Genomic DNA, 21,257 nt, shown 5'->3' on the forward strand with positions numbered 1-21,257 from the left:
GGGCCCGAGCCCGTCCAGCTCGGTTCGCTCACCCGATGGTGAGGCCCGGGGATCACGCACGTCGGGGGTGCTGCGGCGTTCCTGCCTGGGGAACGTCACATCCGGCCGTCCCCGAGCGACGTAGGCCGTGCGCAGTCGGGCGCGCGCTACCTGGAGGGCCTGCAGTGGACGAATCCCGACCCGATCCCACGCGAATCGAGTCGGCCGCCGATCTCGCGAGGGAGCTGACGCTCCTGCGCGAACGTGCCGGGCTCACCGTCCGCGAGGTCCAGCGGCGCTCCGGCATCGTGCACAGCACGCTCGGTGGCTACTTCAGCGGTCGGCACCGCCCCCCGCTCGACCGCCTGGAGCTGGTGCTCGCGGCGTGCGGCGTCGTCGACCCCGACGAGCTCGCCGCCTGGCGCGACGCCCTGCTGCGGGTGCGGCGCGCCCCGCACCGCAGGCCGCCGGTCGACGGCGCGCCCTACCGCGGGCTCGAGCCCTTCCGGCGCATCGACGCGGGCTTGTTCTTCGGGCGCTCGCGGCTCACCGCCGACATCGTCGCCCGGATCGGCTCGGACGGGCCGCTGATGGTGGTCGGGTCGTCCGGGGTGGGGAAGTCGTCGCTGCTGCGTGCCGGGGTCGTGCCGGCGCTGGAGGCACGCCCGCGGACCCGGGCGGTGGTGCTGACGCCGGGCCGCCGCCCGTCGGAGGTGGTGCTGCCGGAGCCCGTCGAGGCCCTCCGCACGGTGCTGATCGTGGACCAGTTCGAGGAGATCTTCGCCGACGACATCCTGCGCGCCGAGCGGGCGGCGTTCGTCACGACGCTGCTCGACGCCCCGTTCGACCTCGTGATCGGACTGCGCGCCGACTTCTACGCGCAAGTCGTCAGCCACCTGTCGCTCGCCGCGGCGCTACAGCGCAACCAGGTGATCGTCGGGGGCATGGGCGCCGACGAGCTGCGCGAGATCGTGCTGACCCCGGCCGCCCGCGCCGGGGTCGAGATCGAGGACGGGCTGGTCGAGCTGCTCCTCGACGACGTCGACCGGCGCGGCGAGGGGGGAGCCGGTCCGCTCCCGCTGCTGTCGCACGCCCTGCTGGCCACGTGGCGGCGCGGCGGGGGCATCCGGATGACCATGGCCGACTACCGCGCCACCGGCGGGATCGGTGGAGCCGTCGCCGCCACGGCCGAGGACGCCATGGCCGAGCTGGGGCCCGAGCGGGCGGAGGCGGTGCGCGCGCTGTTCCTGCGGCTCGTCCACGTCACGCCGGACGCACTGGTCACCCGCAGGCAGGTGGACCGCGACGAGCTGCCAGCGGCCGCGGCCGAGCCGCTCGACGAGTTCGTGCGCCGCCGGCTCGTGGTCGTCGGTTCGGGGACGGTGGAGCTCGCCCACGAGGCCCTGCTCGTGGCGTGGCCGCGGCTGCGCGACTGGATCGACACCGACCGGGTCGGCATCGTCGCCCGGCGCCAGCTCGCCGAGGCGGCGAGGGAGTGGCGCGACCAGGGTGAGGACCCCGATGCACTGCTGCGGGGCGCGAGGCTCGTCGCCGCGGCGGAGCGGGGGGACTCCCCGGGGTCGGAGCTCAACGACCTCGAGACCCGCTTCCTGGAGGCCAGCCACGTCCAGGACCGGGCCCGGGCCACGTTCCGGCGCCGCCAGGCGCGGCGGCTGCGGCGGCTGGTGGCCGGGCTCGCCGCGTTGCTGCTGGTGACGGTGGTGCTGGGCGTCTACAGCGTCGCGCAGGGCGTGGCCATCGGACGGGAACGCGACGTCGCGGTGTCACGGCAGGTCGCCGTCCGCTCCGACGCGCTGCGCAGCCGGGACCCGGCGCTGGCCGCCCAGCTCGCCGTGGCCGCCTACCGCGTCGCGCCCACCCCGGAGGCCCGGTCGAGCCTGCTCAACGCCACCGGTGTCGCCGTCCCGGCCCGGATGCCCGGTCCGGCCGCGGTGACGGAGTCGGTGGAGCTGGACCGGACCCGCAAGCTGCTCGTGTCGACGTCCGGCTCCGCGCCGACCGTGCAGATCTGGGACGTGCACGACCGCGGTCGCCCGGTGCGGGTCGCCGACACCCCACCCGCGAGGGGTCCCCTGCAGACCGTGGCCGTCAGCCCCGACGGGCGGACGCTCGTGGCGGGCGGCTCGAAGGGCGACGTCGTGCTCGTCGACCTCGCGGACCCGGTCCACCCGGCGCCGCCGGTGTCGCTCGCCACCGGTGGCGGTGACGTGCTGGCCACGGCGTTCACGCCCGACGGCGCGACCGTGCTGGCCGGCACGGCGGACGCCGGCGTCCGCCGGTGGTCGCTGAACGGCGGTCGGCCGACCGAGCTGCCCGCGTTGGTGGGCCCGGCGTCACCGGCGCAGGCCGTGGCCGCGGGCGGGGGGCTGGTGGCCGCGGGGTTCGCCGACGGGACGGTCGGCCTGTGGGGCCCCGCGGGGGCGCTCCCGTCGCTCGTGGTGCCCGGCGGCGGCAAGATCTACGCCGTCGCGTTCAGCCCCGACGGGCGCACGCTCGCCGCGGGCAGCGCCGACCACACCGTGCACCTGTGGGACGTCACGGACCCCGGGGCGCCCGTGGCCGCGGCCCCGCTCACCGGCGCGACGAACTGGGTCAACGCCGTGGCGTTCGGCCCCGACGGGCGCACGCTCGCCGCCGGCAGCTCCGACGGCGACGCCCGCATCTACGACCTGGCCACGCACCGGACGGTCGCCACGCTCCCGCACCCCGGGCCCGTCACGGCCGCCGCGTTCCTCGACGTCGACACGCTCGCCACCGGCGAGGCCGACGGCGTGGCGCACCTGTGGCCGGTGCGCACGCCCGTCGTCAGCACGTTCGACGACGCCGTGTTCGCCGTGGGGTTCGACGCCCTCGGGGACCGGCTCGTCGTGGGCCCGGGCTCGAAGGACGGCACGGCGGGCCTGCTCGACGTCACGGCGGACGGGCCCCGGGAGCTGGGCACGCGGGTGCGCGACCCGGCCTTCTCCGGCTCCGCGGCGCTCACCCCCGACGGGCGCACCCTCGCCGTCGGGCGCTCGGACGGCACGGTGGGGCTCTGGGACGTCGGCGACCCCGCTCGGCCCGTCGCCCTGCCGCCCCCGCCCGGCGGGGCGACCGCGCTCGTCGAGCAGCTCGCGATCAGCGCCGACGGCCGGATGCTGGCGGCGTCCGGCGACGACGACGCGGTGCGGGTGTGGGACATCTCCACCCCCTCCGCGGCGCGCCCGGTCGCCACCCTGACCGGGGCGGGGAGCTACGTGCTGGCGTCGGCGTTCAGCCCGGACGGTCGCTACCTGGCCGCGGCCAGCGCCGACACGAAGACCTACCTCTGGGACCTGCGCGCGTCCCCGCCGAAGGTCGTGGCCACGCTGGAGGGGCCGTCGAGCTACGCGTACTCGCCGGCGTTCTCGCCGGACGGGCGGACGCTCGCCGTCGGCAGCGCGGACAAGTCGGTGCGCCTCTACGACATCACCGACCCGGCGCGCGCGAGACAGCTGGGAGAGCCGCTCACCGGGCCGTCCAACTACGTCTACTCGGTCGCCTTCTCTCCCGACGGGCGGTCGCTGGCCGCGGCCAGCACTGACGGGACGGTGTGGCTGTGGGACGTGACGCGCCGACTTTCGCCGCAGGTCACCGCGACGCTGACCGGGCCCACGGCGGCGGTCTTCTCGGTGGCCTGGAGCCCGGACGGCACCCGGCTGGCCGCGGGGAGCGCGGACAAGACGGTGCGGCTGTGGTCGGCCGACCCGCAACAGGCGTCGACCGCACTGTGCGCCGGGGCCGGGGCGTCGCTCACGCGAGAGGAATGGGCGCGCTACGTTCCCGACCTGCCGTACTCCGCCCCCTGTTAGGCGGTGCCCTCGAGCCGCTCCACCGCCGCTTCCAGGCGTTGGGTGACGAGCGCGAGGGTGGTGTCGGGCTCGACGGGCAGCATGTCGGCCACCCGGCGGAAGCGGGCGCGGCAGGCGTCGATGCCGTCGGCCGGGGCGCCGTCGGCGAGCCAGGCGCGCAGGGCGAGGTTGTGCGCGGCCACCACCGCGGCGCCGACGACGGCGGCGCGCAGCTCCCCGTCCCCGTCGGTGAACCGCTCGCGCAGGTGGCGGATGAACAGCCGCCGGTAGTGGTCGACGCTGGCCGACTCGCGGTCGCGCAGCGCGGGCACCTCGTGGGTGAGCCGGAACCGCTCCACCGACAGCCGGGGGTCGTCGGTGTAGAGGTCGAACACGGTCTCGCCCGCGCGGAGCACCAGGCTCCCGGTGGGCTCGCCCGGCCCCGCGCCGTCGAACACCTCGGCCACCCGGGCGAGCCCCGTCTCGTGGTCGGGCGAGATCGCGTCCTCCTTGCTCCGGAAGTAGCGGAAGAACGTGCGCCGCCCGACGCCGGCGGCGGCCGCGATGTCGTCGACGGTGGTGTCGTCGTAGCCCTTGCTGTGGAACAGCTCGACGGCGGCGGCCACGAGGTCGCGACGGACCTCCGCGCGTCCCTCCACGGATCGGCCCCGCCGCGTTCCTGGCATGGCACGGAGGGTAGCAGCGGGCTTGCTGAATGGCACGCAGTGCCGTTAGAGTGGAGACCATGGATCCTGACTTCGACACCTATCAGCTCAGCGACGAGCACGAGGCGCTGCGCGACGCCGTGCGCACCCTCGCGGAGAAGGAGATCGCGCCGTACGCGGCCGATGTCGACGAGCAGGGCCGCTATCCCATCGAGGCGCAGCAGGCGCTGGAGAAGGCCGGCTTCGGGGCGATCATCATCCCCGAGGAGTACGGCGGCCAGGGGGCCGACGAGCTCGCCGGCTGCATCGTCATCGAGGAGGTGGCGCGCGTCTGCGCGTCGTCGTCGCTGATCCCGGCCGTCAACGGCCTGGGCATGACCCCGATCCTGCTCTCGGCCTCCCACGAGCTGAAGCAGCAGGTGCTGCCGTCCATCGCCGCGGGCGAGGCGATGATCAGCTACGCGCTGAGCGAGCGCGAGGCGGGCTCCGACGCCGCGTCGATGAAGACCCGCGCGAAGCGCGAGGGCGACACCTGGGTGCTCAACGGCACCAAGTGCTGGATCACCAACGCCGGCGTCTCCAGCTGGTACACGGTCATGGCCGTCACCGACCCGGAGAAGGGGGCCAACGGCATCTCCGCGTTCGTCGTGCACAAGGACGACCCCGGCTTCGAGGTGGGCCCGAAGGAGCGCAAGCTCGGCATCAACGGCTCGCCCACCCGCGAGATCTACTTCCAGAACTGCGAGATCCCGGCCGACCGGATCATCGGCGCCGAGGGCACCGGCTTCAAGACCGCGCTCGCCACGCTCGACCACACGCGCCCCACCATCGGCGCGCAGGCCGTCGGTATCGCGCAGGGTGCGCTGGACATCGCGGTGTCCTACATGAAGGAGCGCAAGCAGTTCGGCAAGCACATCGCCGAGTTCCAGGGCCTGCAGTTCATGGTGGCCGACATGGCGATGAAGGTGGAGGCGGCGCGTCAGCTCGTGTACGTGGCCACCGCCCGCGCCGAGCGCGGCGAGAAGGGCCTCGGCTTCATCTCCAGCGCGGCGAAGTGCTTCGCCTCCGACACGGCCATGCAGGTCACCACGGACGCCGTGCAGCTGCTCGGCGGCGCGGGTTACACCAAGGACTTCCCGGTGGAGCGCATGATGCGCGACGCGAAGATCACGCAGATCTACGAGGGCACCAACCAGGTGCAGCGCATGGTGATGGCGCGCTCGCTCCTGCGCTGACCGTCAGGTGGGGGGCCGGAGCGACGCGTCCAGCCGGCGCATGAGCTCCCCCACCCGCCCGCCCCCGGGCGGGGCGGCTGGGTAGCGCCTCAGGACCTCCGGCACGACGGGACCGGCGAGATCCCGTGCCCGCGCGATGTGGGCCTCTCCCTCGTCGGGATCGGCCAGTTCGAGGGCCCGCGCGGCGTGGGCGGCCGCTCCGAGGATGTGCCGCACCTGCGTCGCGTCCGCCAGCGGGTGCAGGAACGCCGCCCCGGCCGCGTGGCCGGCGGCGCGGGCGGCCTCGCTCGCGGCGGCCTGTCCCGCGTCCCGGGCCTCCTGCGCCGACCGGTGGGCCGCCCACGCGGTGTCGCGGAGCGCCCTGACCCGCTCGCCGCCCTCCGCGAACGCCCGGGCGGCCTCGACCGCGGCGTGCGGCCGCCCGTCGTCGGGCCGGTCCCGCCCGACGATGGGCAGCGCCGGCTGGGCACAGGCCACCGCGAACGCCGCCACCTCGCGCAGCTCGGAGAGGCTGAGCGGGAGCACTATCCGAGCCGCGTGGTGGTCCGCTCCGACTCCGCCTTCCGGTCGAGGCGGGCGGGGTCGGCGTTGCGCACCTGCACCAGGCTCGCCCCGGCCGCCAGCACCGCGAGCAGGCCGTCGGTGAGGCCGCTGTCGGACCAGTCCAGGGTGGACAGCACCCGGCTCCCGGCCGCGAGGCCCAGCTCGCCCGCCCGTGCGCGGGCGGCGGCGAGCACCTCGTCCACCGACGCCCCGGCCCACGCGGGGGCGTCGCCGGGCACGGGCGCCCACGGGACGAAGTCGTCGCCGTGCAGCCGCACCTCGGTGGCGAAGTCCACGACGCCGGCGGGCAGGCCGGAGAGCCCCTTGCCGAACGCGTCGAGCGAGAGCGCCACCACGCCGTTCGCCGGATCGGCCGCCAGCGCCAGGTCGACGCGGTCGGCGTCGCAGAGCACGAGGTCGGCGCCGTCCGGATCGGCGACCACCTCGCCCCCGCACCACCACACCGCCAGCAGCACGGCCGCGGTCTGCCAGTGCGCGGGCAGCACCACGGCCACCCGCGTGCCCGGCTCGACGTCGCACTCGTCGCGCAACAGGTTGGCGGCCTTGGCCGCCCAGTTCGCGGTGGTGACACCGGAGAGCTCGATCCGCTCGCCCGTCGCGTCGTCGTAGAAGGTGATGAGCGGCTGGGCGGCCGAAGGGCCGGAACGGAACGGGTCGAGCAGCGCGGCGGTGAGGGTCACCCGGCTACCTTCACACGCCTCAGTCGATGCACGGCACCCCGGCCGCCGTGATCGGGCCACCGGCCGGGGGAGCGGCGGCGGTCGTCGTGGCCGGGGCACCGGGCGTCGCGGTGGGCGGGATGACGGACGGGTCGAAGTCCGACCCGATGACGACGGTGAGGTGGCCGGGGACGACGTCGCCGTCGCTGTGGGTGGCGATGCCGCCGAGCTGGGCGGCCACGGCGCTCGCGGCGGCACCGTCGGAGCCCGTGTAGCGCACCACGGACTCGTCCGAGGCGGGCTCGTTGTCGACGGTGCCGCGGCCGAACCCGAGCGTGCTCAGGTGTTTGGCAACCGACGTGGCCAGCCCCGACGCCGACGAGGCGTTGCGGACGTCGATCACGTAGCGCGACGCGATCACGTCGTCGGGCAGGCCCGCGGGCACCGTCTTCGCCACGGGCTTGGCCGCCGCGGCCTGGGCGGCGGCCGCCTGGGCGTCGATCCGCCGCTGCACGAAGTCGTGCACGTCGAAGCGGTCGACGAGCACGACGTCGCCACGGCTGTTGGTCTCGCCGCCCTTCGTCGGGATCGTGAGGAACTGCAGGTTGCCGCCGGCGATGTTGGAGGCCTGCTGGGCGAAGGCGAGCAGGTCCCAGCCCGAGTCGATCACCAGCGACTGCTGGGCCACCCCGACCAGCGCGGGGATGCTGCCCGGACCGCCCGCGAGGACCTTGTGGGCCACCGCGGCGAGGAACACCTGCTGGCGGCGGACCCGCGACAGGTCGCCCTGCGGCAGCCCGTGCCGCTGCCGGACGAACGCCAGCGCGTCCGCGCCGGAGATCGTCTGCGGGCCCGCGGGCAGGTCCGCCCCCGAGAGCGGATCGTTCACGGCCGCCTTGAGGCACACGTCGACGCCGCCGATGGCCTTGGTGAGGTTGTAGAAACCGAGGAGGTTGATCTCGGCGTAGTGGTTGATCGTCAGCCCGGTCAGACCCTCGACCGCGCCGATCAGCGCCTGGCGTCCCCGCTGCGACGACTCGGCCTCGATGCGGGCGCGGTCGGTGACGCCGTCGGCCACCATCTGCTGCTGCGCGAGCGCCTTCATCGCCGGGTAGGCGGCGTTGATCTTGTCGGTGCGGTAGCCGGGGATGTCGACGTAGGAGTCGCGCGGGATCGAGAACGCGACGGCGGCGCCGCCTCCGTCGGGCACGTGCAGCACGATGATCGTGTCGGAGTTGAGGACGCCGGTGTCGGGCCCGCTGTGCAGAGCGTCGGTGATCTCCTTGGGCAGTGGGTTGCCCTGGGCGTCGGTGCGGCTGTCGACGCCGACGAGCAGGATGTTCTGCGGGCCGTCCGAGCCGCCGCCGGTGATCACGTCGGTGGTGGTGATGCCGCCGGTCACGCCGCGGTAGAGCCCCCACGCGATGCCCGTCAGGGCGAGCACCAGCACCGAGAGCACGGCGGTGGCGATGCGCAGCCGGCGTCCGCGGTTCCGCGGGGGCGGTGGAGGGGACGGCCGCACCGGGGCACGACCGGTCGTTCCTGCGCTCACGATCCACCTCCGCCCGACTCGGTACCGGCCCCTAGGGTGCAGCATCGGGGGCGGCCGTCACAGGCTGTTGACGGGCGTGTCGCGGGTGAGCCTGATCGCCGACGACGCGACCACCCGGCGTGATGAGGAGAAGGGGACGACGTGACCGAGAAGCTCTCGCTGCTGTTGCCGGTGTGGGCCGGTGACCGGGCGGACTTCCTCAGCGAGGCGTTCCGCTCCACCGTCCAGGACCAGACGCGCCGCCCCGACCACGTGGTGATCGTGCGTGACGGCCCGGTGGCGGCCGAGCTCACCGCCCGGATCGCGGAGCTCGTGACGTCCAGCCCCGTCCCCGTGGACGTCGTGGAGCTCGAGCGCAACGTCGGCCTCGGCCCCGCCCTGGACGCCGGGCTCGAGGCCTGTCGTCACGACGTCGTCGCGCGGATGGACGCCGACGACATCTCCGTGCCGCACCGGTTCGCCGTGCAGATGCCGATCATCGAGGCGGGATGCGACCTGGTCGGATCGGGCCTCATCGAGTTCGGCACGCACGCCGACGACGTCGTGGGCACCCGCACGCCGCCCACCGACCCGGCCGACATCCTCGCCCGCTCGCGCTTCGCCGACCCGTTCAACCATCCGACGGTGGTCTACCGCCGCGACCTCGTCCGGTCGGTCGGCGGCTACACCGACTTCGCGCTCATGGAGGACTACCTCCTCTGGGCGAAGATGATCGTCGCGGGGGCCCGGGTGGCCAACGTCGCCGAGCCGCTGGTGCGTTACCGGGTGGGCGCGGGGGCCTACGCGCGCCGCGGCGGCCGGGCCCAGCTGAAGGCCGAGCTGTCGATCCAGTGGCGCTTCCGCAGGCTCGGGTTCACCACGCCGGCGCAGTTCGTCCGCAACGTCACGGTGCGGGGCGGATACCGGTTGGTGCCCGAGGCGCTCCGCCGAATGGCCTACAGAAAGGTCATCGCCACCTACCGAAAGTGACGAGCGGGGGCCGGGATGGAAGCATCCCCACGATGGTGGACGATCCCGAACCCCTCTCCACCGAGGGGCGCGCCCTGCTCGACGCCGCCCGCCCCTACGACGCCGTGGACATCCTGCGCAGCGGGGTCGCCGCCGGGGAGCCCTCGGCGCCCGACCTGCTGGTGCGGGCCTACCTCGACAGCGGCAACTGGCAGGCCGCGGCGGAATGGCTCGCGCCGCTCGTCGAGCAGGGGCACGTCCGGTTCGCCGGGCGGCTCGGGGTGGCGCTGGCCGCGATCGGCGACGACGAGCGCGCCGAGGAGGCCCTGCGGCTCGCCATCCGCCACGGCGAGGTCGCCGCGGCCAACGACCTGGCGATCCTGCTCCGTGACGGCGACCGCTTCGGTGAGGCCGTCCAGGTGCTGGTGCGGGCGGCCGACGACGGCGACCAGCAGGCCGCGTCGAACCTCGTGGCGCTCCACCTGGAGAACGGCGACCTCCCTGCGGCCGTGACGGCGGCGGAGCGCTACGCCGACGCGTCGCGCCCGGACACGATCGTCGCGCTCGCGGACGTCCGCAGCCTGCAGGGACTCCTCGACGAGGCCGAGGCGCTCTACCGGGGCGCCGGGCCCGCCCTGCGCGCCCACACCGCCTACGGGCAGTTCCTCCGGGACGCCCGGGCCGACCCGGTCGCGGCCGAGCGGGAGTTCCGGGAGGCGGAGCGGCACAACGAGCCGGGCTGGGCCGCCACCTTCGGCCGCTTCCTCGTCGAGGAGGGCCGGCCCGACGAGGCCCGCGGCTACCTGCAGACCGCCGTCGGCTGGGGGGACCGGGACGCCGCCGACCTGCTGGCCGAGATCGACGGCGACAACCCCGCCGACGACTGAGCACTAGGGTGGCGCGCGATGAACCCGGTCCGGTGGTACGGAGACGCGCTCGCCCTCGTGACGGTGAGGCGCCCGAACGCGGCCCCGTCCCCGGCGTCGCTGCCGGCGGCCACGGCGCGGCCGGTCCGGGTGGTGCACGTCGACACCGGGGGCGCCCCTCCGGTGCCCGGGGCCACGACGCTGCGCCTCCCGGAGGACATCGGGCGGCCGGCCGCGATCAACCGGGCCGTCGCCGCACTGGACGTCGGGGTCGGCTGGGTGGCGCTGGCCGACCCGCAGGTCGTGTGGGGTGCAGGGGCGCTGGACGAGCTGCTCGCGGCGGCGGCCCGTCATCCCCGCGCGGCGCTGCTGGGACCGGCCGTGGGCGAGGGGCCCGTCGAGTGGATCAGCACCGCCTGCGTGCTGCTGCGGCGAGTGGCATGGGATTCCGTCGACGGGTTCGACGCCCGCCATCTCGATCGCGGCACCGACCCCGAACCGGCCGATCTGGACCTGTGCCACCGGCTCGGCCGCGCCGGGTGGCTGTGTGTCGGCGTCCCCACCGCCGGGGTGGCGGTGATCGCCACGCCCGCGACGGGCATGCTGGAACCCCACGACCGTGGCCTGCGGCGGCACGTGATGCCGACCCGACGCGACTGACCCGACGAACGGACGAGGGAGAGCCTGTGCTGCACGACGTCGAGGCCGTGGTGCTGGTGGGTGGGAAAGGCACGAGGCTGCGGCCGCTCACGCTCTCGGCCCCCAAACCCATGCTGCCCACCGCGGGGGTGCCGTTCCTGGCGCACCTGCTCTCCCGCATCCGGGCCGCGGGCGTCCGCCGCGTCGTGCTCGGCACGTCGTACCTCGCGGAGACGTTCTCGGAGGCGTTCGGCGACGGGGCCGAGCTGGGCCTGGAGCTCGTCTACGTCGTCGAGGACCAGCCGATGGGCACCGGCGGCGGCATCCGCAACGTCGCGAAGCACCTCACCACCGAGCACGTGCTCGTGTTCAACGGCGACGTGCTGTGCGGCACCGACCTGAACGCCGTCGTCGACACCCACCGGCGCACCGACGCCGACGTCACGCTGCACCTCGTGCGCGTCCAGGACCCCCGCGCGTACGGCTGCGTGCCCACCGACGCCGACGGCCAGGTCCTGCAGTTCCTGGAGAAGACCGAGGACCCGCCCACCGACCAGATCAACGCCGGCTGCTACGTCTTCCGCCGCTCGGTGATCGACTCGATCCCGGAGGGGCGCCCCGTGTCGGTGGAGCGGGAGACCTTCCCGGGTCTGCTGGCCGCGGGGTCGCGCGTCTCGGGGCACGTCGACAACGCCTACTGGCGCGACATGGGCACGCCCGCCGACCTCATCCACGGCTCGGCCGACCTCGTGCGCGGCGTCGCCCCGTCGTCGGCGCTGCCGGGGCCGCCCGGAGAGTCCCTGGTGCTCGGGGGCGCGAAGATCGCCGACGGTGCGCTGGTGTTCGGTGGCACCGCCGTCGGGCGCGGGGTCGTCATCGGCGCCGGGGCGCGCGTGGAGGGCTCGATGCTGTTCGACGGCGCGGTCGTCGGCGAGGGCGCCGTGGTCGAGCACTCGGTGATCGGCGCGGGTGCGCGGGTCGACGAGGGCGCGCGCGTGGACGAGACGGTGGTGGGCGACCGCGCGGTGGTCGGGGCCCACTGCGAGCTGCGCCGCGGCATGCGGATCTGGCCGGACGTGGTCCTGCCCCCGCACGGGGTGCGCTTCTCGCCGGATGTCTGACGAGCCGCGCTGCACGCCCGTGCGCGGAAATCAGGGCCAGGACCCCGATATCCGCGCACGAGCGGCGGAGCCGCAGGTCCGGGAGTGGAGGCCGGGCTACCGGCTGGACCTCGCGAGCGTCCTCGCCCCGCTGCGGCGGGGGCGTGGTGATCCGACCTGGGTCTCCGCGGGCGACGGGGCGGCGATCTGGCGCACCGGCACCACCCCCGACGGCCACGCGTCGCTGCGCCTGCGCCGCCGCACCGACGGCACCGTCGTCGCCCAGGCGTGGGGGCCGGGGGCGGCGTGGTCGCTCGACGGCCTGCCCGCCCTGCTCGGCGCCGACGACCGCCCCGAGGAGTTCGTGGCCCACCACCCGCTCGTCGCCGACGCCCACCGGCGGATGCCCGGCCTGCGGTTCGGCAGCACGCGGCGGGTCTGGGACCAGCTGATGCCCGCGGTGCTGGAGCAGAAGGTCACCGGCACCGAGGCCCGCCGGTCGTGGCGGGAGCTCTGCTACCGCTTCGGGGACCGCGCTCCGGGTCCCGCCCCGGAGGGCATGCGCATGCCGCCCACCCCCGCGCAGATCCGGGCGGTGCCCGACTGGGAGTGGCACCGCGCCGGCGTCGACAACGCCCGGCGCCGCGCGATCATCGCGTGCGCCGCCGTCGCGCACCGCCTGGAGAAGGCCGCCGAGCTGGGCGGGTCCGAGGGTCGTGAGCTGCTGCGGAAGGTCCCGGGCATCGGGGTGTGGACCGCCGCCGAGGTGGCCCAGCGCGCCTGGGGCGACGCCGACGCCGTCAGCTTCGGCGACTTCCACATCCCGACGGTGGTCGGCTGGGCGCTGCTCGGCCACCCGATCGACGACGCCGAGATGATGGAGCTGCTGGCCCCGTACAAGCCGCAGCGGCAGCGGGCGGTGCGCTACGTGGAGTCGTCGGGCTTCCGCCGCCCCCGCTTCGGGCCGAGGTTCAGCCCGCGCGACTACCGCGCCATGTGATCCGGACCGACCTCGCAGCCCGTCGAGCGCCTCGCAGCCCGCCGGCGTGCTGCGACGTGACACCACGTGCTGCGAGGTTCCTGTCCACCTCGGCGGTTCGGGGGCCGAGGGCGAGCCGGTGGAGGGCCGGGGCATCGACCTGCTGATGGCCGCCTGCGGCCGACGCGCCGTGCCGCCGCGGCTGCGCGGCCCGGGCGCGCCGACGTTCACGGCCCGGACGTAGGCTGGTCCGAGTGAGGATCACCGTGCTGGTAGGGGGCGTCGGCGGCGCCCGGTTCCTGGTCGGTCTGAAGGCGTTGCTGGGCCCGGATGACGGGAACGGGGACCATCAGATCACCGCCGTCGTCAACGTCGGCGACGACATCTGGTTGCACGGGCTGCGCATCTGCCCCGATCTCGACACGTGCATGTACACCCTCGGCGGCGGCATCGACCCCGAGCGCGGCTGGGGCCACGCGGGCGAGACGTGGGCGGTGCGCGACGAGCTCGCGGCCTACGGCGCCGACCCCGACTGGTTCGGCCTCGGCGACAAGGACACCGCCACCCACCTCGTCCGCTCGCGGATGCTGCGCGCCGGCTACCCGCTCTCCGACGTCACGGCGGCGCTGTGTCACCGCTGGCAGCCCGGCGTCACGCTGCTGCCCGCCACCGACGACCGCGTCGAGACCCACGTGGTCGTCGACGACCCGAGCAACGGCCCGAAGGCGCAGAAGGCCATCCACTTCCAGGAGTGGTGGATCCGGCACAAGGGCGAGCTGCCCGCGCACCGCTTCGCGTCCATCGGCGCCGAGGAGGCCCACATCCTCCCGGCCGCGCGCGAGGCGATCGAGACCGCCGACGCCGTGCTGCTCGCGCCGTCCAACCCGGTGGTGAGCATCGGGGCGCTGCTGGAGGTCCCCGGGGTGCGCGACGCGCTGCGCGCCACGTCGGCCAAGGTCGTGGGACTCTCGCCGATCGTCGGCGGGCGCCCGCTGCGCGGCATGGCCGACCGCTGTCTCACCGCGATCGGGCTGGAGACCTCGGCCGAGGCGGTCGGCCGGCACTTCGGGGCGCGGAGCGACGGGGGCCTGCTCGACGGGTGGCTCGTGCACGACACCGACACCGCGGACGTGCCCGGCGTCGAGGTGCGGTCGGTGCCGCTGCTGATGACCGACCCCGCGGCCACGGCCACCATGGCGCGCGAGGCACTGGAGCTGGCCGGTGTCGATCTCTGATCATGCGTCTGCGGACGCGATCACCGTTCTGCCCATCCGGGGCCTCCCGGAGTTCCGCCCCGGCGACGACCTCGCCGGCACCCTCGCCGGCGCGGCACCGTGGATCGTCGACGGTGACGTCGTCGTCGTCACGTCGAAGGTGTTCTCCAAGGTCGAGGGCCGCCTCGTGCCGGCGCCCACCGATCCGGAGGAGCGCGACACGCTCCGGCGCCAGCTCGTCGACGCCGAGACCGAGCGGATCCTCGCCCGCCGCGGCAAGACACTGATCGTCGCGGGGAAGCTGGGCATCGTGCAGGCCGCCGCCGGCATCGACGGCTCCAACGTGCGCCGCGACGAGCTGGCCCTGCTGCCCGCCGACCCCGACGCGAGCGCCGCCCGGCTGCGCGCGGACCTGAAGGTGCTGCTCGGCGTCGAGGTCGCGGTCGTCGTCACCGACACGATGGGCCGCGCCTGGCGCGTCGGGCAGACCGACGTGGCCATCGGGTCCGCGGGGTTCACCGTCGTGCACCGCTACGGCGGCGCCCACGACAGTGAGGGCAACGAGCTGCTGGTCACCGAGGTGGCGATGGCCGACGAGGTGTCGGCGGCCGCCGACCTGGTCAAGGGCAAGCTCGGCGGCCTGCCCGTCGCGGTCGTCCGGGGGATGGTCCCCGTCGACGACGGCTCCACCGCTCGTGACCTCGTCCGCCCGGTGGACGAGGACATGTTCCGGCTCGGCGCCGACGAGGCCATCGCGCTGGGCCGCCGCGAGGCCGTTCTGCTCCGCCGCAGCACGCGCGCGTTCACCGACGAGCCCGTCGACGCCGACGCGCTGCGCCGGGCGGTCGGGGTCGCGCTCACCGCGCCGGCTCCGCACCACAGCACGCCGTTCCGGTTCGCGTGGGTGCGGGAGCGCCGCACCGCCCTGCTCGACGCGATGGCCGGTCGCTGGCGCGCCGACCTGGTCGCCGACGGCCGCCCGGCCGACGAGGTCGAGCGGCGGATGGCCCGCGGCGACCTGCTCCGACGCGCGCCCGAGCTGGTGCTGGCCTTCCGCACCGGCGACGGCATGCACGACTACCCCGACGCGGCGCGCTCCGCGGGCGAGCAGACGATGTTCACCGTGGCGGGCGGTGCGGCGGTGCAGTCGCTGCTGGTGGCGCTGGCCGCGGAGGGCCTGGCGTCGTGCTGGGTGGGATCCACGATCTTCGCCCCCGACGTCGTCCGCGAGGTGCTGGGCCTGCCGGCCGACTGGCAGCCGCTCGGTGCGATCGCCGTCGGCGTGCCCGAGGAGCCGCTCGCCCCGCGTCCGCCGCGCGATCCCGGCGAGGGGTTCCTCGAGTGGTAGCCGCGTCCGCCGCGTCCGCGGAGCTGATGGCCTGGAAGCCCGACGTGGCCGACCAGGAGTCGCTGCGCAACGCCCTCGTCTCGTTCCTCGCCGCCCGGCCCGACGACGGCTGCGCCCGCTCCTGCGTGGCCGGGCACCTCACGGCGTCGGCGCTGCTGCTCGACGCCGCCGGTGAGCGCGCCCTGCTCACGCTGCACCCCCGTGTCGGGAAGTGGCTGCAGCTGGGCGGGCACTGCGAGCCGGAGGACGAGACGCTCGTGGCCGCCGCCCTGCGCGAGGCGACGGAGGAGTCGGGCATCGACGGCCTGACGATCGACCCCGTGCCGCTGCACATCGCGGTGCACCCGATCACGTGCTCGCTCGGGGTCCCGACCCGCCACCTCGACGTCCGCTTCCTGGTGCGCGCCCCGGCCGGGGCCGAGCCGACGATCAGCGACGAGTCCGACGACCTGCGCTGGTGGCCCCTGTCGGCCCTGCCCACTGACGACGACACCCTCGCCGAGCTGGCCGCCGCGGCCGTGGAGCGCACCCGCGCCTGACGGCTCCGGCCCTCGTGCGCGGATATCGGTGCGGGAACACCGTTATCCGCGCACGGGCGCTGCAGCGCGGCTCGGCCCGTGAACTCACCGTCGCCAGAAGAAGAGTTCCTGGTAGCCGTAGGCCGCGTACTGCGCGTTCCCGCCGACCGCTCCGAAGATCAGCTGGCCGAGGTCGAAGAACGCCACGGACACCCCCGGCACCCCGATGATCAGCACGAACAGCGCGATCGGTGCCCACGGGCGGATGCGGGCCGCGAACCGCCGCGCGGGCAGCGAGAGGTAGGGCTCGATGATGCCGAAGCCGTCGAGACCCGGGATCGGGAGGATGTTGAGCACGAACGCCAGCACCTGGATCAGGGCGAGCGCCGAGAGTCCGAGGGCCAGGCCGACGGGCATCGGCACGAAGGCCACCGCGAGCGTGCACACCGCGCCGATCACGAGGTTCGTGGCGGGCCCGGCGAACGAGACGAGGCTGCGCGTGCCGCGCGTGCGCAGCGCGGCCTGGTCGATCCACACCGCGCCTCCCGGGAGCGGGATGCCGCCGAGCAGGAGGAAGAACACCGGGAGCACGAACGACAGGCCGATGTCGGTGTAGCGGCGGATGTCGAGGGTCAGGTAGCCCTTGTCGCGCACCGAGTGGTCGCCGCCGCGGTAGGCGACGACGGCGTGGCCGAACTCGTGCAGGCACAGTGACACCGCCCACCCGCCGAGCACCAGCAGGACCACGCCCGTGGTGAAGAGCACCGTCGAGCCGCCGTCGATGAGCTCGGGAGTGCCGACCGCCGCCAGCACGCCACCGCCCACCGCCACCGCCAGGAGCAGGAGAAACAGGGGGCTGACTCGGTTGGACACACCCTGCACTTAACCACTGTGCCAAACGGGGGACCTTCCGGGTGGACGGTGTCACCCGGATGTTGGCTTCAGCTTGCCAACGACGGGCTCACAGCGCTGTACTTACACCGCTGTCATTCATCGGGGGCAGCCATTCGCCGGGGCGCGGGGAGGTGGGCGAGTGAACGTGATCACAGACATGCTGACGCTGGTCGGGACGACGGGCGGTGACCTGGGGGAGTCCATGCTTCCCCCGGTGCCGGCGTCGATGTCGGTCCTGGAGCCGTTCGTGCTGGTCCAGGACCAGTTCGAGGACGACGAGGAGGGCTGGCAGGAACGGGCGCTGTGCGCGCAGACCGATCCCGAGGCCTTCTTCCCGGAGAAGGGTGGCTCCACCCGGGAGGCCAAGCGCATCTGCTCGGGCTGCGAGGTCAAGGCCGAGTGCCTCGACTACGCCCTCGGGCACGACGAGCGCTTCGGCATCTGGGGCGGGCTCTCGGAGCGCGAGCGCCGGCGCCTGCGCCGTGGGGAGATCAGCGCCGCCATCTAGTCACACGGGCCCGCCGTCGACGGCGTGGGGCCGATCTCGGAGATCAGCGCCACGATCGGGACTCCCGTCACGCAGGCCCGCCGTCCACAGCGTCGGGCTCGATGTTCAGGTACTCCGCCACCTGCTCCACGAGCACCTCGTGGAGCAGGTCCGCGAGATCCATGCCGCCCTTGGCCCGCGCTTCCAGCGGCCGGCGGTAGAGCACGATCCGGGCCCGCGACGGCTGCCCTTCGGGGTCCAGGCCCGCCGGCACGAGCTGGGCCAGCGGCACGCCGATGTCGGCGAGCACGCCCGCGCCCCACACCACCTCGTCCGGTGAGGTCTCGACGACCTCCGGCACCTCGTCGACGGCGAGGTCGAGGTCGGCGAGCTCGGAACCCCAGCGCAGCTCGATCGGCTCCAGCGCCTCCAGCACCAGCGCGTCGAAGCGCTCCGCCCGCGTGCGGGTGGCCGGGATCGTACCCGGGTAGAGCAGCCCGCGCAGGCCGCGACCGCGCCTGTCCCGCCGTCGGGGGGAGCGGCGCAGGGTGCGGCGTGCGGTCGTCACCCCGCGATCGTAGGCCCTCGCCGCGCGTCGTAGACCGAAGTCCGCCGTTGCGCGCGCTATCGTCCTCCTCGTGCTGAGCGTGAGGCGGTGTTCGCGGACGGGGTGCACCGAGCTCGCGGTGGCCACCCTCACCTACGTCTACGCCGACTCCACGGCCGTCGTCGGGCCGCTGGCCACGCAGGCCGAGCCGCACTCGTACGACCTCTGCAACCGCCACGCCCACCGCCTCACCGCGCCGCGCGGCTGGGAGGTCGTGCGGTTCGAGGGCGAGTTCGCCCCGCCGCAGCACAGCAGCGACGACCTCACGGCGCTGGCCGAGGCCGTCCGGGAAGCCGGGCGGGTCGACCGGGTCGTCGAGGTGGCGCCGGTGGCGAGCACCGGCCGCCGCGGTCACCTGCGCGTCCTGCCCGGTCCCACCGAGGACTGAGCCGCTCCCTATAGGGTCTCCTCCCGTGACGGACCTGTCGAGCATCGTGAAGGCGTACGACATCCGGGGCATCGTCGGGGAGCAGCTCGACGCCCCGCTCGTGCGTGCCTTCGGTGCGGCCATGGCCCGGTTGCTGCGCTCGGAGGACCCGGGTGCCACGGCCGTCATCGTCGGCCACGACATGCGCGACAGCTCCCCGGAGCTCGCGGCGGCGTTCGCCGACGGCGTCACGGGCGAGGGCCTCGACGTCGTCTCCATCGGCCTGGCCAGCACCGACATGCTCTACTACGCCTCCGGCACGCTCGGGCTGCCCGGCGCGATGTTCACCGCCAGCCACAACCCCGCGAAGTACAACGGCATCAAGCTCTGCCGCGCGGGCGCCACCCCGATCGGGCAGGACACCGGCCTGGTCACGATCCGCGAGACCGTCGAGGCCGGGATCGGGGCCGGGCCCGGCGGCGGCACCGTGTCCGAACAGGACATGCTCGAGGGTTACGCCTCCTACCTGCGCGATCTCGTCGACATCTCCGGCAGCCGGCCGCTCAGGGTCGTCGTCGACGCGGGCAACGGCATGGGCGGCCACACCGTCCCGGCCGTGCTGGCCGGGCTGCCGCTGGACGTCGTGCCGCTGTACTTCGAGCTCGACGGCAACTTCCCCCACCACGAGGCCAACCCGCTCGACCCCGCCAACCTCGTGGACCTGCAGAAGCGCGTGGTCGAGGTCGGGGCCGACATCGGCCTGGCCTTCGACGGCGACGCCGACCGCTGCTTCGCCGTGGACGAGCGCGGCGAGCCGGTGAGCCCCAGCGCGATCACGGCGCTCGTGGCCGTCCGCGAGCTGGCCCGCAACCCCGGCTCCACGGTGATCCACAACCTGATCACCTCGCAGGCCGTGCCGGAGATCGTGGCCGAGCACGGCGGGCAGGCGGTGCGCACCCGCGTCGGCCACTCGTTCATCAAGCAGACGATGGCCGAGACCGACGCCGTGTTCGGCGGCGAGCACTCCGCCCACTACTACTTCCGCGACTTCTGGCGCGCCGACTCCGGCATGCTCGCGGCGCTGCACGTGCTGGCCGCGCTCGGTGAGCAGGACGGCCCGCTCTCGGAGCTGATGGCCGCCTACTCGCGCTACGCGGCGTCGGGGGAGATCAACTCCACCGTGCACGACCAGGCCGGTCGCACCGCCGCCGTCCGCGAGGTCTACGCGCGCCACGGTGCGGAGTTCGACGAGCTGGACGGGCTGACCGTCAGCCTCCCGGACGGCTCGTGGTTCAACCTGCGCGCGTCCAACACCGAGCCGTTGCTGCGGCTCAACGTCGAGGCCGCCGACGCCGCGTCCGTCGCCCGGCTGCGCGACGACGTGCTCGCACTGGTGCGGGCCTGAGAACCACCCGTTCGGCGCTGCACCCCCGTACGGATCCGGCGCCCGGTTGCGCGCCCTGGCAGAGTCGTGCCCAGAACAGAAGGAAGTGACACCGTGGCCGTAGACCTCGACCCGCAGCTGTTGGACATCCTCGCCTGCCCCACCGACGACCACGCCCCGCTGCGCGTCGGCACCGCCACCGACCCGGACGCCGAGGTGCTGACCTGCACGGCCTGCGGCCGTCGCTACCCGGTGCTCGACGGCATCCCCGTGCTGCTCCTCGAGGAAGCCCTGCCCCCCGAGGACGCTCCCGGAACCGGCGGCGCATGACCGTGCTCGACGACTCGCTCCTCGGCGACGCCCGGGCGCTCACGGCACTCGACACCGGCGGCGTGCTGCGTGCGGCGGCCACCGCCGGCGCGCAGGTCCGGTCCGCGGCACAGGGCGCTCTGGAGGCCGGCGTCGCCGATCTCGAGGGCACCCGGCCCCGCGCGCTCGTGCTGCTGCGCAGGCCCGGTTCCTCGGCGTCGGCCGCCGGGATGCTCGCCGCGCTGCTCGGGCCCTCGTGCCCGGTTCCCGTGGTGCTGACCGACTCGGTGCCCGTCTGGATCGGCCCGCTGGACGTCGTCGTCGCCCACACCGCGGACGGCGCCGACGTCGAGCTGGCCGATTCGGTGGCGCGGGCCGTGGGCCGGGGCGCCGAGATGGTGCTGTCGGCGCCCGCGGAGGGCCCGGTGGCCTCGGCCGGGGCCGGGCGGGCCCGGCTCGTCGAACCCCGCATCCCGGTTCCGCCGGGTCTCGATCTCCCCCGTGCGCTGACCGTCGGCATCGTCACGGCCGCCGTTCTCGGGCTGCTCGGGGGGCTGGAGCCGCATCTCGAACCCCTCGCCGACGTGCTCGACGCCGAGGCCGAGCGCAACCAGCCCGGCCACGAGCCGTTCATGAACCCCGCGAAGTCGCTGGCCCTGCGGCTGGCCGAGCACACCCCGCTCATCTGGGGCACCGACCCGCTGGCCACCGCCGTCGCCTCGCAGGCGGCCACGGCGCTGGTCACGCACGCCGGGGTCGTCTCGTTCGCGTCCGACGTGGCCCAGGCCGCCACCGCCACCGGGCTGCTGCGGGCGCTGGAGAGCGGCGGCGAGCGCGACATCTTCCACGACCCGTTCGACGACCCGGCCGGGCCGCAGGCGCCGCCGGTGCGGCTGGTGCTGCTCGGCACGGGCGAGGAGGACCCCGGCACGCTCGCGCTGCGCCACATGGGCCGCGACCGCGCCCCCGCCGACGTCCTGCACCCGGTGGACGAGGTGGCGCGCGGCGTCCGGCACGCCGGGCTGCTGCGGGCGTGCCTGCTGGCGTCCCGGTTCGACGCGGCCTCGGTCTACCTGGGACTGGCCACCCGCACGATCGCACCGGCGTAGGGAG

General features: G+C 74.7%; 22 protein-coding genes. 16 read left to right on the top strand and 6 right to left on the bottom strand.

Annotated elements, in window-relative coordinates; all coding sequences use genetic code 11:
- Positions 1-164: 164 nt before the first annotated feature.
- Positions 165-3,830 carry a helix-turn-helix domain-containing protein gene (locus BGP03_RS30145; RefSeq protein WP_298796748.1) on the top strand — a complete coding sequence of 1,222 codons (3,666 nt, stop codon included), beginning with the start codon at positions 165-167 and terminating at the stop codon, positions 3,828-3,830.
- On the opposite strand, the gene BGP03_RS30150 is transcribed toward BGP03_RS30145, so the two are convergent.
- Complete coding sequence (locus tag BGP03_RS30150; protein ID WP_296367444.1) at positions 3,827-4,495, bottom strand: TetR family transcriptional regulator; 669 nt, start codon at positions 4,493-4,495, stop codon at positions 3,827-3,829. The two genes, BGP03_RS30145 and BGP03_RS30150, sit on opposite strands and share 4 nt — an antisense overlap.
- 59 nt (positions 4,496-4,554) lie before the next feature.
- On the opposite strand from BGP03_RS30150, the gene BGP03_RS30155 reads away from it, so the two are divergent.
- Positions 4,555-5,709 (top strand): acyl-CoA dehydrogenase family protein, encoded by a 1,155-nt coding sequence (locus BGP03_RS30155; RefSeq protein ID WP_296367446.1) that lies wholly within the window; start codon positions 4,555-4,557, stop codon positions 5,707-5,709.
- A gap of 3 nt (positions 5,710-5,712) precedes the next feature.
- On the opposite strand, the gene BGP03_RS30160 is transcribed toward BGP03_RS30155, so the two are convergent.
- Genes BGP03_RS30160 through BGP03_RS30170 form a run of 3 tightly spaced genes read right to left on the bottom strand, consistent with a single transcriptional unit; the run spans position 5,713 to position 8,484 of the window.
- A complete protein-coding gene (locus BGP03_RS30160) occupies positions 5,713-6,234 on the bottom strand; it encodes a putative immunity protein (RefSeq protein ID WP_298796749.1) in 522 nt (173 codons plus the stop codon).
- On the bottom strand, positions 6,234-6,953 hold the full coding sequence (locus BGP03_RS30165; RefSeq protein WP_298796750.1) for a TIGR03089 family protein: 720 nt from the start codon (positions 6,951-6,953) through the stop codon (positions 6,234-6,236). Before BGP03_RS30165 ends, BGP03_RS30160 begins: the two co-directional genes overlap by 1 nt.
- A gap of 19 nt (positions 6,954-6,972) precedes the next feature.
- Positions 6,973-8,484, bottom strand: coding sequence for an LCP family protein (locus BGP03_RS30170; RefSeq protein ID WP_298796751.1), 1,512 nt, complete (start codon positions 8,482-8,484; stop codon positions 6,973-6,975).
- A gap of 141 nt (positions 8,485-8,625) precedes the next feature.
- Here BGP03_RS30170 and BGP03_RS30175 point away from each other — a divergent pair, with 141 nt between their 5' ends.
- From BGP03_RS30175 to BGP03_RS30215, 9 genes are read left to right on the top strand one after another with little or no spacing between them, the layout of a single operon-like run.
- The gene (locus BGP03_RS30175; protein WP_296367454.1) at positions 8,626-9,453 is read left to right on the top strand and encodes a glycosyltransferase; all 828 of its coding nucleotides are present in this window, start codon (positions 8,626-8,628) and stop codon (positions 9,451-9,453) included.
- A gap of 32 nt (positions 9,454-9,485) precedes the next feature.
- Positions 9,486-10,319, top strand: a complete 834-nt coding sequence (locus tag BGP03_RS30180) for a tetratricopeptide repeat protein (RefSeq protein ID WP_298796754.1) — start codon at positions 9,486-9,488, stop codon at positions 10,317-10,319.
- A gap of 18 nt (positions 10,320-10,337) precedes the next feature.
- The gene (locus BGP03_RS30185) at positions 10,338-10,958 is read left to right on the top strand and encodes a hypothetical protein (protein WP_296367458.1); all 621 of its coding nucleotides are present in this window, start codon (positions 10,338-10,340) and stop codon (positions 10,956-10,958) included.
- Between the two features lie 29 nt (positions 10,959-10,987).
- Positions 10,988-12,058 carry an NDP-sugar synthase gene (locus tag BGP03_RS30190; RefSeq protein WP_298796916.1) on the top strand — a complete coding sequence of 357 codons (1,071 nt, stop codon included), beginning with the start codon at positions 10,988-10,990 and terminating at the stop codon, positions 12,056-12,058.
- Complete coding sequence (locus BGP03_RS30195) at positions 12,051-13,037, top strand: DNA-3-methyladenine glycosylase 2 family protein (protein WP_298796755.1); 987 nt, start codon at positions 12,051-12,053, stop codon at positions 13,035-13,037. Before BGP03_RS30190 ends, BGP03_RS30195 begins: the two co-directional genes overlap by 8 nt.
- A gap of 46 nt (positions 13,038-13,083) precedes the next feature.
- A complete protein-coding gene (locus tag BGP03_RS30200; protein WP_296367462.1) occupies positions 13,084-13,260 on the top strand; it encodes a hypothetical protein in 177 nt (58 codons plus the stop codon).
- Between the two features lie 10 nt (positions 13,261-13,270).
- Positions 13,271-14,251, top strand: a complete 981-nt coding sequence (cofD, locus tag BGP03_RS30205; protein ID WP_296367464.1) for a 2-phospho-L-lactate transferase — start codon at positions 13,271-13,273, stop codon at positions 14,249-14,251.
- Positions 14,244-15,578 carry a coenzyme F420-0:L-glutamate ligase gene (locus tag BGP03_RS30210; protein ID WP_298796918.1) on the top strand — a complete coding sequence of 445 codons (1,335 nt, stop codon included), beginning with the start codon at positions 14,244-14,246 and terminating at the stop codon, positions 15,576-15,578. The genes cofD and BGP03_RS30210 overlap by 8 nt, the downstream gene beginning before the upstream one ends.
- The gene (locus tag BGP03_RS30215; protein ID WP_296367466.1) at positions 15,572-16,117 is read left to right on the top strand and encodes an NUDIX hydrolase; all 546 of its coding nucleotides are present in this window, start codon (positions 15,572-15,574) and stop codon (positions 16,115-16,117) included. Before BGP03_RS30210 ends, BGP03_RS30215 begins: the two co-directional genes overlap by 7 nt.
- Before the next feature lie 84 nt (positions 16,118-16,201).
- Here BGP03_RS30215 and BGP03_RS30220 read toward each other — a convergent pair whose 3' ends face one another.
- Positions 16,202-16,978: a site-2 protease family protein gene (locus BGP03_RS30220; RefSeq protein ID WP_296367468.1), complete on the bottom strand. Its 777-nt coding sequence runs from the start codon at positions 16,976-16,978 to the stop codon at positions 16,202-16,204.
- 238 nt (positions 16,979-17,216) lie between these two features.
- Here BGP03_RS30220 and BGP03_RS30225 point away from each other — a divergent pair, with 238 nt between their 5' ends.
- The gene (locus tag BGP03_RS30225) at positions 17,217-17,498 is read left to right on the top strand and encodes a WhiB family transcriptional regulator (RefSeq protein ID WP_296367957.1); all 282 of its coding nucleotides are present in this window, start codon (positions 17,217-17,219) and stop codon (positions 17,496-17,498) included.
- Positions 17,499-17,565: 67 nt separating this feature from the next.
- On the opposite strand, the gene BGP03_RS30230 is transcribed toward BGP03_RS30225, so the two are convergent.
- The gene (locus BGP03_RS30230; RefSeq protein ID WP_296367470.1) at positions 17,566-18,045 is read right to left on the bottom strand and encodes a metallopeptidase family protein; all 480 of its coding nucleotides are present in this window, start codon (positions 18,043-18,045) and stop codon (positions 17,566-17,568) included.
- A 79-nt stretch (positions 18,046-18,124) separates the two neighbouring features.
- Here BGP03_RS30230 and BGP03_RS30235 point away from each other — a divergent pair, with 79 nt between their 5' ends.
- The 4 genes from BGP03_RS30235 (at position 18,125) to BGP03_RS30250 (ending at position 21,253) form a co-directional block, all read left to right on the top strand.
- A complete protein-coding gene (locus BGP03_RS30235) occupies positions 18,125-18,472 on the top strand; it encodes a DUF3499 domain-containing protein (protein ID WP_296367959.1) in 348 nt (115 codons plus the stop codon).
- A gap of 25 nt (positions 18,473-18,497) precedes the next feature.
- Positions 18,498-19,856, top strand: a complete 1,359-nt coding sequence (locus BGP03_RS30240) for a phosphomannomutase/phosphoglucomutase (RefSeq protein ID WP_296367472.1) — start codon at positions 18,498-18,500, stop codon at positions 19,854-19,856.
- A 93-nt stretch (positions 19,857-19,949) separates the two neighbouring features.
- On the top strand, positions 19,950-20,165 hold the full coding sequence (locus BGP03_RS30245; protein WP_296367473.1) for a Trm112 family protein: 216 nt from the start codon (positions 19,950-19,952) through the stop codon (positions 20,163-20,165).
- The gene (locus tag BGP03_RS30250) at positions 20,162-21,253 is read left to right on the top strand and encodes an SIS domain-containing protein (RefSeq protein ID WP_298796783.1); all 1,092 of its coding nucleotides are present in this window, start codon (positions 20,162-20,164) and stop codon (positions 21,251-21,253) included. The genes BGP03_RS30245 and BGP03_RS30250 overlap by 4 nt, the downstream gene beginning before the upstream one ends.
- Positions 21,254-21,257 lie beyond the last annotated feature (4 nt).

It is taken from the genome of Pseudonocardia sp. 73-21, assembly GCF_001899645.1.
In the GTDB taxonomy this organism is placed as follows: Bacteria; Actinomycetota; Actinomycetes; order Mycobacteriales; family Pseudonocardiaceae; genus Pseudonocardia.

What these genes read in the sequence shown, in the direction of transcription:
- BGP03_RS30150 (WP_296367444.1), bottom strand. Translation starts at nt 4,495, where the DNA reads ATGCCAGGAACGCGGCGGGGCCGATCCGTGGAGGGACGCGCGGAGGTC.
- BGP03_RS30155 (WP_296367446.1), top strand. Translation starts at nt 4,555, where the DNA reads ATGGATCCTGACTTCGACACCTATCAGCTCAGCGACGAGCACGAGGCG.
- BGP03_RS30180 (WP_298796754.1), top strand. Translation starts at nt 9,486, where the DNA reads ATGGTGGACGATCCCGAACCCCTCTCCACCGAGGGGCGCGCCCTGCTC.
- BGP03_RS30185 (WP_296367458.1), top strand. Translation starts at nt 10,338, where the DNA reads ATGAACCCGGTCCGGTGGTACGGAGACGCGCTCGCCCTCGTGACGGTG.
- BGP03_RS30195 (WP_298796755.1), top strand. Translation starts at nt 12,051, where the DNA reads ATGTCTGACGAGCCGCGCTGCACGCCCGTGCGCGGAAATCAGGGCCAG.
- BGP03_RS30225 (WP_296367957.1), top strand. Translation starts at nt 17,217, where the DNA reads ATGTCGGTCCTGGAGCCGTTCGTGCTGGTCCAGGACCAGTTCGAGGAC.
- BGP03_RS30250 (WP_298796783.1), top strand. Translation starts at nt 20,162, where the DNA reads ATGACCGTGCTCGACGACTCGCTCCTCGGCGACGCCCGGGCGCTCACG.